This is a genomic window from Micromonospora echinofusca (genome assembly GCF_017614955.1).
Taxonomy (GTDB): domain Bacteria; phylum Actinomycetota; class Actinomycetes; order Mycobacteriales; family Micromonosporaceae; genus Micromonospora; species Micromonospora echinofusca_A.
The window spans coordinates 1-9647 of record NZ_WVUH01000280.1 but is presented as its reverse complement, the minus strand read 5'-3'; the positions used below and the strand labels follow the sequence as shown (position 1 = coordinate 9647).

The following is a 9647-nucleotide window of genomic DNA, read 5'->3' as shown; positions in this document are numbered from 1 at the left end:
GGCCTGGGGATGGCCGGCGCGGCGGGGATGGCGGCCCGCAAGCGGGCCATGGCCATGAACCGGCACTGAACCGGTACCGGCCGGCCCGGCCGGTGGTGGGTCCGTCCCCGCTCGACGGACCCCACCAGCCGGGCCGCGCCGTGGGTCCGGTCGTCGTCCCGACCCCGGTCCCGCTCCGGGCCGTCCAGGGTGGCTCAGCCGATGGCGTACCGGTCGATCTCGGCCAGTTCCTCGGCGGTGAAGTCCAACCGGGACAGGGCGGCCACGTTCCCCTCCAACTGGGCCACGCTGCTCGCCCCGATGATCAGGCTGGTCATCCGGGGGTCGCGCAGCGCCCAGGCCAGCGCCAACTGGGCGAGGGTCTGGCCGCGTCGCTCGGCGATCGCGCCGAGTCCGCGTACCCGGGCCATCGTCTCCTCGGTCAGGTCACCCTCGCTGAGGAAGACGCTGGTACGCACCCGCGAGTCCTCCGGGATGCCACCCAGGTACCGGTCGGTCAGCAGGCCCTGGGCCAGCGGGCTGTACGCGATGCAGCCCGCCCCGGCCCGTGCCAGCGTGTCGAGCAGCCCGTCCCGCTCGGTCCACCGGTTGAACATCGAGTACGACGGCTGGTTGACCAGCAGCGGCGTACCCAGGTCGGCCAGGATCGCGGCGGCGCGGGTGGTCTGCTCGGCGTCGTAGTTGGAGATCCCGACGTAGAGCGCCTTCCCGGAGCGGACGATGGCGTCGAGCGCGCCCATCGTCTCCTCCAACGGCGTGTCCGGGTCGTACCGGTGCGAGTAGAAGATGTCGACGTAGTCCAACCCCATCCGGCGCAGTGACTGGTCCAGCGAGGAGACCAGGTACTTCCGGGAACCCCACTCGCCGTACGGGCCGGGCCACATCAGGTAGCCGGCCTTGCTGGAGACGACGATCTCGTCCCGGTACGCCCGCAGGTCGGTGGCGAGCAGCCGGCCGAAGTTCTCCTCCGCACTGCCCGGAGGGGGGCCGTAGTTGTTGGCCAGGTCGAAGTGGGTGATGCCCAGGTCGAAGGCGCGTCGGACGATGTCGGCCTGCCGGTCCAGCGGTCGGCCGTGGCCGAAGTTGTGCCACAGGCCGAGGGAGATCGCGGGAAGGCGCAGGCCGCTGCGTCCGCTGCGGCGGTAGGTCATCGAGTCGTAGCGGTCGTTCGCGGCGAGGTAGGTCACGATCATGAGCGTAGCTGCGGTTATGCCCGTCGGGGCGGGACCGGACGGTACCGGGGTAGCGTCGGGACATGCGCTTCGTCCCGCTCGACACCCCCAAGCCCATCTCCAAGATCGGCCTCGGTACCTGGCAGTTCGGCTCCCGCGAGTGGGGCTACGGACCGGAGTACGAACGCCGGGCGGCGCAGATCGTCCGACGCGCCCTGGACCTCGGGGTCACCCTCTACGACACCGCCGAGGTGTACGGCTTCGGCCGCAGCGAACGGATCCTCGGCGCGGCCCTCGGCGACGACCGGTCGAAGGTGGTCCTGGCCAGCAAGATCCTCCCGGTGCTGCCGGTCGCCCCGGTCGTCGAGCAGCGGGCGGTCGCCTCGGCGGCCCGGCTTGGCGTCGGCTCGATCGACCTCTACCAGGTGCACCAGCCCAACCCGGTGGTCCGCGACCGCAGCACCATGCGGGGGATGCGACTGTTGCAGGACGTCGGCCTGGTCGGCGAGGTGGGGGTGAGCAACTACGGCCTGGCCCGCTGGCGGGCCGCCGAGACGGCGCTCGGCCGGCGGGTACTCAGCAACCAGGTCCGGTACAGCATCGTCGACCGGGCAGCCGAACGGGACCTGCTGCCCTACGCCGAACGGGCCGGCCGGTTGGTCATCGCGTACAGCCCGCTCGCCCAGGGCTTCGTCTCCGGCCGGTACGACGCGAAGAACCCGCCGTCCGGCGCGATCCGCCGGGCCAACCCGTACTTCCTGCCGGAGAACCTGGCCCGTGGCGCCGGTCTGCTCGACACGCTGCGCGAGGTGGCCGCCGCGCACGACGCCACGCCCAGCCAGATCGCGCTGGCCTACCTGCTGCGCCACCCGAACGTGGTGGCCATCCCCGGGGCGTCCACCGTGGAGCAGATGGAACGCAACGCCGCCGCCGCCGACCTCGACCTGACCGACGACGAGTACGCCGCCCTGGTCGCCGCCGCGACGGCGTTCCAGCCGGTCACCGGTCTGGCCGCGGTCCCGAAACTGATCCGGGCCCGGTCCGGCCGCTGACGACCGTGGACCGGGCTGGGCCAGAATGACCGGGTGAGCCCGCGAGCCGTCCTGGCGCCCCTGCTGCGGGGCAGCACCTGGCGCCGGGGCGTCTTCCTGCTGCTCGGTGGCGTGATCCTGCTGCCGTACCTGCTGCTCGGCTCGGTCTTCACCCAGATGCTGACCGACGGGCTGGCCCCCCGGTCGGTGGTCCTCGGCCTGCTCGTGGTGGCGGTGGTCATCGCCGCCGTACCGCTCTTCCTGGGCGGCAGCCGGGCCCTGGAGATCGCCGCCGCCCGGAACCTGCTGGCGGTGGAGCTGCCCGAGCCGCCCGCCGGACACCGGCTGGACCGGGAGACCCGGCTACGTTCCGCGCTCTGGATCGCCCTGCACCTGCTCTCCGGCGGTCTGGTGGGGTTCGGACTGATCAGCGCCCTGCCGATGGCCCTGGTCTTCATCGCCGGATGGTTCGGGGTGGGCTCCGGGGTGCTGGCCGGGCAACGGTTCGGGCCACTCGACGGGCACGACACCGGGCTGCTCAGCGTGGTCGGGGTGCTGCTGCTCGTGGGGCTCGGGTACGCGGTCGCCGGGCTCGGAGCGCTCGCCGCCTCGATGGCCCCGGTACTGCTCGGCCCCTCCCCGGCCGAACGGATCGCCGCGTTGGAGGCCCGCGCCGGCCGGCTCGCCGAACGCAACCGGCTGGCCCGGGAACTGCACGACTCGGTGGGGCACGCGCTGACCGTGGCCACCCTCCAGGCCGGCGCCGCCCGGGAACTGCTCGACCGCGACCCGGAGTTCGTCCGCCGGGCGTTGACCGCGATCGAGGAGACCGGCCGCCGGGCCATGGAGGAACTGGACCAGGTCCTCGGCCTGCTCCGGGAACGCGACGACACCACCGGTCCGGCCCCGGCGCCCCGGCGTACCCTCGCCGACCTGGACCGGCTGGTCGCCGACACCCGGGTCGCCGGCCTGCCGGTCGACGTCCGGGTGGCCGGCGGGGTCGACCGGCTGCCGGCCGTGGTGTCCCGGGAGGGTTACCGGATCGTGCAGGAGGGGCTGACCAACGCCGCCCGGCACGGTGCCGGGCCGGTCACCGTCCGGCTCGACGTGACCGGCGCCGGGCTGGAGATCGACCTGACCAACCCGGTGCCCGTGGCGCGTGCCGCGAGCCGGTCCGGGGACGGGCGTACCGGCCGTGGCCTGGCCGGGATGCGGGAACGGGTACTGCTGCTCGGCGGTCGGCTGACCGCCGGGCCGGACGACGGGCACTGGCGGGTCCGGGCCAGCCTGCCGGTGCCCCGGACGGGGGACCGACATGCCGGGTGACGGACCGGTCGACGTGCTGATCGTCGACGACGACGAACTGATCCGGGTCGGACTACGGGCGATCATCGACGCCCAACCGGACCTGCGGGTGGTCGCCGAGGCCGCCGACGGCGCCGAGGTGCCGCCCCTGGTGGCCCGGCACCGGCCCCGGGTGGTGCTGATGGACGTCCGGATGCCGGCCATCGACGGCATCCAGGCCACCCGCCGACTCCTGGACACCTCACCCGAACCGCCCCGGGTCCTGGTCATCACCACCTTCGCCAACGACGAGTACGTCTACGCCGCACTGCGCGCCGGGGCGAGCGGGTTCCTGCTGAAACGGTCCCGCCCCGCCGAGGTGGTCGAGGCGATCCGGGTGGTGGCGCACGGCGAGTCGCTGCTCTTCCCGGCCGCGATCCGGCGCCTCGCCGACGCGTACGCGCCCCGGGGCGGGGACGGGCTGCGCCGGGCCCGGCTCACCACCCGGGAGGGGGAGGTGCTCCGGCTGATGGCCGCCGGGCTGTCCAACGTGGAGATCGCCACCGAACTGGTGCTCGGGGTGGAGACGGTGAAGACCCACGTGGGCAACGTGCTGGCGAAGCTCGGTGCCCGGGACCGCACCCAGGCGGTGATCGCGGCGTACGAGTCGGGTTTCGTCACCCCCACCGGCTGAACGGTCAGCGCTGCTGAGCCCGGCCTTCCACGGTCGCGGCTTCCCACGGTCGCGGCTTCCCACGGTCGCGGCTTGCCACGGTCGCGGCTTGCCACGGTCCGGCCCCCGCCAGCACGGTCCGGTCCCCCATGGGAGGGAGCGGGCTCACCGGGCGGCGGGAGGTGTCCGGCCGGCTGCCGGCCGACGCTCGGAGGCATGACGACACACCTCCACCCGCACCACCGGCCCGGGTACGCCGCCGCCGGCTGGGCCGGGCTGTACGGCGTCCTCGCCCTGCTCTGGACCCTGACCGGCGACGGGTACCCGTTCGGCCCGAACGACCCCGGCGGGCAGTTGAGCCTGCTGCGACCGGTACCCGCCGACGTGGGTGCCCCGGTCCTGGCCGGCCTCGCCCTGGTCACCTCGGTGGTCATGCTCGCCATGGCCGGCCCGCACGCGGTACGACTGTCCGGCGTACCCCGGCTGCTCCTGCTCGGGTACGGCTGGCTGGTCGCCGCCGCCCTGCTGATCGTGGCCCCGGACGGCCAGGTGCTCGCCGTCGCCGGGTACGCGCCGATGCTGATCCTGAGTCTGCCGTTCGGCGGGCTGCCGGTGGACTACGCGACCGTGTTCACCTGGTCCCTGCTCAACAAGATGCTCGCCGTCGCCGGTGGGCTGCTGGTCGCCCGTACCGTGCTCGGCTGGCAACGCCGGACCGCCGACCGCTGCGTGGCCTGCGGCCGGGGTGGCCCGGTCAGCTGGACGGCGCCGGACCGGGCGGCCCGCTGGGGCCGGTGGGCGACCTGGGTGGCCGCGGCCGTGCCGCTGGTCTACGCGCTCAGCCGACTGGCCTGGCTGGCCGGTGTCCCGCTCGGCATCTCCGCCGACCTGCTGCGCGAGCTGCGCGACAGCGGCGGGGTGTGGGCCGGCGCGGGCCTCGCGGCGTTCGCCGTGGTCGGCGCGGTGCTCACCCTCGGCCTGGTCCGCCCCTGGGGCGAACGGTTCCCCCGCTGGCTGCCCGGCCTGGCCGGCCGGCCGGTACCGGCCAACCTCGCCGTGGTGCCGGCGACCCTGGTGGCGGTGGCGGTGGGCGCCGCCAGTCTCGGCTTCCTCGCCAACCCGGAACTGGCCCGACTGATCGGCGCGGGCGACGGCGCCGTGGCCCCGATGCTGCTCTGGCCGCTCTGGTCGGTGGCCCTGGCCGTCGCCGCGTACGCCTACCACCTACGCCGTCGCGGCACCTGCCCCCGCTGTAAGGAGAGGTAAGGAAGGGCCCCCGCTTAACGTTTCCGGTATAGGAAGGGCCCCTTGTTAACGCCTTCCCGATCGGAAGGCCCACCCTGAAACGTGAGCTAGCCTGGGTTCCGTGGACGAGACCCAGCACGTACCGCCGTCCGATCTGCCGGGCACCCTCGGCGCGCTGCGGGCGGCCGGCCACCGCTACCGCACCGTCAAGGACGAACTCCGGGAGAACCTCCTCGACCGGCTGCGTACCGGGCAACCACGCTTCCCCGGGATCGTCGGGTACGACAACACGGTGCTGCCCGAGGTCGAACGGGCCCTGCTCGCCGGACACGACATGGTGCTGCTCGGCGAGCGCGGCCAGGGCAAGACCCGGCTCATCCGGTCACTGACCGGCCTGCTCGACGAGTGGACCCCGGTGATCCCGGACTCGCCGCTGCACGAGCACCCGATGCGGCCGGTCCTCCCGGCGTCCCGGGCGCTGGTCGCCGAGACCGGCGACGACCTGCCGATCGGCTGGCTGCACCGGTCGCTGCGGTACGGCGAGAAACTCGCCACCCCGGACACCAGCGTCGGTGACCTGATCGGCGACATCGACCCGATCCGGGTCGCCCAGGGCCGTACCCTCGGCGACCCGGACACCATCCACTTCGGACTGGTACCCCGCGCCAACCGGGGCATCTTCGCCGTCAACGAGCTGCCCGACCTGGCCGAACGGATCCAGGTCTCGTTGCTCAACGTGCTGGAGGAGCGGGACATCCAGGTACGCGGGTACCAGCTCCGGTTGCCGCTGGACCTGGTCCTGGTGGCCAGCGCCAACCCGGAGGACTACACCAACCGGGGGCGGATCATCACCCCGCTCAAGGACCGGTTCGGTGCGGAGGTCCGCACCCACTACCCGTTCGACCTGGACCTCGAACTGGCCCTGATCCGGCAGGAGGCCCGGCTCGTCGCGGAGATCCCGGAACACGTGCTGGAGGTGCTCGCCCGGTTCGCCCGCGCGGTACGCGAGTCGCCGAACGTCGACCCCCGGTCCGGTGTGTCGGCCCGCTTCGCCATCGCCGCCGCCGAGACGGTCGCCGCCGCCGCGTTGCGCCGGTCCGGTCTGCTCGGCGGGGACGACACCGACCCGCCGGTGGCCCGGGTCGGGGACACCGCGCTGGCGGTGAACACCCTGCGTGGCAAGGTCGAGTTCGAGAGCGGCGAGGAGGGCCGGGAGGCGGAACTGCTCGACCACCTGCTGCGGACCGCGATCGCCGACACGTACCGGGCCCGGCTCGCCGGGCTGGACCTCTCCGGCTTCACCGCGCTGGTCGCCGACGGCCGCGCGGTCACCACCGGCGAACTGGTCGGCGCCGGCGAACTGCTCCGGCAGGTCGGCCCGGTACCCGGCCTGGCCAAGGTGCTCAGCCGGCTCGGCATCTCCGACGCGCCCACCCCCGGTGAGGCGGCGGCCGGTATCGAGTTCGTGCTCGAATCGCTCCACCTGCTCCGCCGGCTCGGCAAGGAGAGCACCGACGACGGCCGGAACCGCTACCGGATCGAGGGCTGACGTGGCATCCACGGTGCCGGGGCTGACGTGAATCCGTACCGGATCGGGGGCTGACATGACGCGCGACGGAATCGGAGGCTGACGTGGCGACCGGCGGGAACCGGTTCCGGTACGGCCCCTGGCAGGACGGCCCGGACCCGCTCGCACCCCCGTACGACGTGCGGGCCGCCGTCGACGCGGTCGGCGCGGAGGTACTGGCCGGCGGTAGCCTCCGCGACGCGCTGCGGGACCTGCTCCGCCGTGGCCCGACCGGGCAGCGCGGACTGGACGACCTGCTCGCCCGGGTCCGGCGGCTGCGCCGCGAGGCACTGCGCCGGGGCGACCTGGACGGGGCGGTCACCCGGTCGCGGGCCCTGCTGGACCAGGCACTCGCCGCCGAACGGGACGCGCTACGCGACGCCGGTGACGACGACGCCCGCTTCGCCGAGTCCACCCTGGCCAACCTGCCCGCGTCCACCGCCCGGGCGGTGGCGGAACTCAGCGGGTACGACTGGCGCAGCGACGAGGCCCGGCAGACGTACCAGCGGATCCTCGACGGGCTGCGCCGGGACGTGCTGGAGCAGCGGTTCGCCGGACTGCGTGACGCGCTGCGCGCCTCCGCCGACGACCCGGCGACCCAGGCCCGGCTCGCCGAGCTGATGCGCGACCTCAACGACCTGCTCGGCCGGTACGCCCGGGGCGAGGACTGCACCGACGCGTTCGCCGACTTCATGCGCCGGCACGGCGGATTCTTCCCGGAACAGCCCGCCACCGTCGACGAACTGGTGGACGTCCTGGCCCGGCGGTCGGCGGCCGGGGAACGGCTGATGCGGTCGCTCTCCGACCGGCAGCGCGAGGAACTGTCCGGGTTGATGGCGCAGTCCCTCGGTGGCCCGCTCGCCGCCGAACTGGCCCAACTCGACGCCCACCTGCGTACCCTCCGCCCCGACCTCGACTGGCAGCGACGGGAACGGGTACGCGGCGACCGTCCGCTCGGCTACGGCGAGGCGGCCGGCGCGCTGGCCGAGATCGGTGAACTGGACGACCTGCTCGACCAGCTCGGGCAGGAACACCCCGGGGCGACCCTGGACGACGTCGACGTCGAGGCGGTCCGGCGTACCCTCGGCCGGGAGGCCGCCGACGACGTACGCCGGTTGCGGGAGCTGGAACGGGAACTGCGCCGGCAGGGGTGGCTGAGCCGGGGTGCGTCCGGCCTGACGCTCAGCCCCAAGGCGCTGCGCCGGCTCGGCGGTACCGCCCTGCGCCGGGTCTTCGCCGAGCTGACCGCCGGCCCACGCGGCCAGCACGACCTGCGCGCGGCGGGTGCGGCCGGCGAGGTCACCGGAGCCTCCCGCCCCTGGGAGTACGGCGACGAGCAGCCCTTCGACGTGATCCGGACGATCAGCCGGGCGGTACGCCGGGGCGGTCAGGGCGTACCGGTCACCCTTGCCGTCGAGGACTTCGAGGTCGTGGAGACCGAACGGCGCGCCTCGGCTGCGGTGGCGCTCTGCGTGGACCTCTCCTACTCGATGATCTCCGAGGGGCGGTGGGGGCCGATGAAACAGACCGCACTGGCCCTGTCGCACCTGATGGCCACCCGGTTTCCGCAGGACGCGTTGCAGATCATCGGCTTCGGTAGGGAGGCGTTGCCCCTGAGCCAGCAGGAACTGGTGGCCACCGAGCCGGAACTGGTCCAGGGCACCAACCTCCAGCACGCGCTGCGGCTCGCCGGTCGGCACCTGCGCCGCCATCCCGGCGCCGAACCGGTGGTGCTGGTGGTCACCGACGGCGAGCCGACCGCCCACCTGGACCCGGCGACCGGGACCGGCCTGTTCTGCTGGCCGCCGCTGCCGGAGACCATCCAGGCGACCATCCACGAGGTCGACCGGCTGGCCCGCGCCGGCGCCACCCTGAACGTCTTCATGCTCGGCGACGATCCCCGCCTGCACCGCTTCGTCCGGGCGGTGGTGGAACGCTCGCACGGCCGGATGTTCACCGCCGACCCCGACGACCTGGGCGAGTTCGTGGTCTCCGACTACCTGCGCTCCCGCCGCGGCCGCCGGTGAGGATGTAAGGAAGGGCCCCCTATTAACGTTTCCGGTAGAGGAAGGGCCCCTTCTTAACAGTCCCGAACCGCATGGCAGGCCGATCCGGAGAAGCACGGTCACAGTTGGCGTGGGCGGTGAATCGCCACGGCGGAGCGTCGGTGCGGGCTAGCCTGGGCCGGTGGAGACCCAGGAGTTGCGCCGGGTGTACGACGCCCTGCTCGCCGAGGTCGACGCGGGCGGCTTCGCCGAGCCACCGCCCGGCGAGCTGACCGCCGAGCAGGTGGTCGCCCACCTGGCGGCGAACGACGAACTGATGAGCGCCGCAACCGAGGCGGTACTCGCCGGCTCGGACTTCGCCTACTACGACCTCGACGCGATGCACCGCCCCCAACTCGACGCCCTGGTCGCCGAGTGCGGTGGCCTCGACGGGCTGGCCGCCCTGCTCCGGGCCACCAGCCAGAAACTCTGCGCGTTGACCGAGCGTCTCGGCCCCCGTGCCGGCGTACTGGTCGACACGCACCTGCGGGAGGGGGTCGGCCTGACGGTCGACGAGCCGCTGCCCTGGGGACGCACCCTGGACCTGCACGGCCGGGTGCATCTGCCCCGGCATCTGGCGCAACTCCGCAAGCTGCGCACCGGCTGAGTGCTACCCACCCACCACCCGGC

General features: G+C 73.6%; 8 protein-coding genes. 7 read left to right on the top strand and 1 reads right to left on the bottom strand.

Annotation, left to right across the window (positions count from 1 at the left end):
* Positions 1-194: 194 nt before the first annotated feature.
* Positions 195-1193, bottom strand: a complete 999-nt coding sequence (gene mgrA, locus GSF22_RS25285) for an L-glyceraldehyde 3-phosphate reductase (protein ID WP_208816232.1) — start codon at positions 1191-1193, stop codon at positions 195-197.
* Positions 1194-1255: 62 nt separating this feature from the next.
* Between mgrA and GSF22_RS25280 the strand changes: the two genes are divergently transcribed.
* From GSF22_RS25280 to GSF22_RS25250, 7 genes are all read left to right on the top strand, one after another.
* Positions 1256-2224 (top strand): aldo/keto reductase, encoded by a 969-nt coding sequence (locus GSF22_RS25280; RefSeq protein WP_208816231.1) that lies wholly within the window; start codon positions 1256-1258, stop codon positions 2222-2224.
* Between the two features lie 33 nt (positions 2225-2257).
* Positions 2258-3529, top strand: a complete 1272-nt coding sequence (locus tag GSF22_RS25275) for a sensor histidine kinase (protein WP_208816230.1) — start codon at positions 2258-2260, stop codon at positions 3527-3529.
* Entirely contained in the window at positions 3519-4181 is a 663-nt protein-coding gene (locus GSF22_RS25270; RefSeq protein ID WP_208816229.1) for a response regulator, read from the top strand. The genes GSF22_RS25275 and GSF22_RS25270 overlap by 11 nt, the downstream gene beginning before the upstream one ends.
* Before the next feature lie 195 nt (positions 4182-4376).
* The gene (locus tag GSF22_RS25265) at positions 4377-5426 is read left to right on the top strand and encodes a hypothetical protein (protein ID WP_208816228.1); all 1050 of its coding nucleotides are present in this window, start codon (positions 4377-4379) and stop codon (positions 5424-5426) included.
* A 100-nt stretch (positions 5427-5526) separates the two neighbouring features.
* The gene (locus tag GSF22_RS25260) at positions 5527-6954 is read left to right on the top strand and encodes a sigma 54-interacting transcriptional regulator (protein ID WP_307804306.1); all 1428 of its coding nucleotides are present in this window, start codon (positions 5527-5529) and stop codon (positions 6952-6954) included.
* A gap of 83 nt (positions 6955-7037) precedes the next feature.
* Positions 7038-8999 (top strand): vWA domain-containing protein, encoded by a 1962-nt coding sequence (locus GSF22_RS25255; protein WP_208816227.1) that lies wholly within the window; start codon positions 7038-7040, stop codon positions 8997-8999.
* 160 nt (positions 9000-9159) lie between these two features.
* Positions 9160-9624, top strand: a complete 465-nt coding sequence (locus GSF22_RS25250; protein ID WP_208816226.1) for a hypothetical protein — start codon at positions 9160-9162, stop codon at positions 9622-9624.
* Positions 9625-9647 lie beyond the last annotated feature (23 nt).

Excerpts from the sequence above, each read along its gene's own strand:
- mgrA (WP_208816232.1), bottom strand. The coding sequence starts at position 1,193 with ATGATCGTGACCTACCTCGCCGCGAACGACCGCTACGACTCGATGACC.
- GSF22_RS25265 (WP_208816228.1), top strand. The coding sequence starts at position 4,377 with ATGACGACACACCTCCACCCGCACCACCGGCCCGGGTACGCCGCCGCC.
- GSF22_RS25270 (WP_208816229.1), top strand. The coding sequence starts at position 3,519 with ATGCCGGGTGACGGACCGGTCGACGTGCTGATCGTCGACGACGACGAA.
- GSF22_RS25280 (WP_208816231.1), top strand. The coding sequence starts at position 1,256 with ATGCGCTTCGTCCCGCTCGACACCCCCAAGCCCATCTCCAAGATCGGC.